This is a genomic window from Cupriavidus sp. SK-4, assembly GCF_000611125.1.
GTDB classification, from domain to species: domain Bacteria; phylum Pseudomonadota; class Gammaproteobacteria; order Burkholderiales; family Burkholderiaceae; genus Cupriavidus; species Cupriavidus necator.
Genome location: NZ_JFJW01000153.1, coordinates 1 through 1,190, shown reverse-complemented (window position 1 = coordinate 1,190; position 1,190 = coordinate 1). Strand labels below are relative to the sequence as shown.

Genomic DNA, 1,190 nt, shown 5'->3' with positions numbered 1-1,190 from the left:
CCAGCTCGATATCGATGCTTGGCGGGCGGCCTTCGGCGCCAGTGCCGGCAGCGCGGGCCCCGCCGAGGCGCCCTCGCCCTTCCTGCCTGGCCGCATTGCGCTGCGCGCGCGCTCGCTGCACGCCATGGGCCGCAAGCTGGATGAGGTGGTGCTCGACGCCAGCCGCGAGGCCGGCGGCTGGAACGCGAAGATCGACTCGCGCCAGGTGGCCGGCGCGGTGCAGTGGCGTCCGGCCGGGCCCTCGGCCACCGGGTCGCTGCAACTGCGCCTGGCGCGCCTGAACGTGCCCGATGCCAGCGACGAGCACAACGTGGTGGACGCGCTCGCCAGCAGCATCGACGAGCTGCCCGCGATCGACCTGGTGGCCGACCAGTTCATGCTGCGCGGGCATGACTTCGGCAAGCTTGAAGTCAAGGCCCATACTGGCACCAGCGCTGCCGACCCGGTCTGGACCCTGGACAAGCTGCAGATCGAGCAGCCCGGCGCCACCCTGACCGGCAGCGGCAGCTGGCGCGTGCCGCGCCGGCTGCGCGCCGACGCCAATGCCGAGCGCCGCACCCTGTTGTCCTTCACCATCGACGTGCGCGATGCCGGCGCCACGCTGGACCGCCTCGGGCTGGCACACACGCTGAGCGACGGCAAGGGCAAGCTCGAAGGCCGCGTGGCCTGGCGCGGCTCGCCGCTGTCGATCGACTACCCGACGTTGTCGGGCAAGCTGTCGCTGGACCTGGAGAATGGCCAGATCCTGAGCGTGGACCCCGGCGCGGCGCGGCTGCTGGGCGTGCTCAGCCTGCAGGGCCTGCTGCGCTTTGCCACGCTGGACTTCCGCACCCTGTCGGGCCGCGGGCTGGTGTTCGACCGCATTGCCGGCACCGGCACGATCGAGAACGGCGTCGGCACGATCCAGGACTTCGAGCTCAGGAGCCCGCAGATCATCGCCAGCATGAGCGGCACCGCCAACCTGCTGCGCGAGACCCAGGACCTGCGCGTGGAGGTGGTGCCGCGCATCAACGCCACCTCCACCTCGATCGCGGCCGCCTTCATCAACCCGGTGCTGGGCATCGGCACGCTGGCCGCGCAACTGCTGTTTGCCGACGAGTTCTCCAAGGTGTTCACCCAGCACTACCGCATCAGCGGCAGCTGGGCCAACCCGCAGATCGGCAAACTGGAGGACAATAAGGCGCAAGCCC

At 70.7% G+C, this 1,190-nt stretch carries 1 protein-coding gene; it reads left to right on the top strand.

The window, feature by feature from the left end; genetic code table 11:
* Positions 1 to 1,190, top strand: a 1,190-nt coding sequence (locus CF68_RS38815; protein WP_035826345.1) for a YhdP family protein, incomplete at both ends; no start/stop codon positions are given.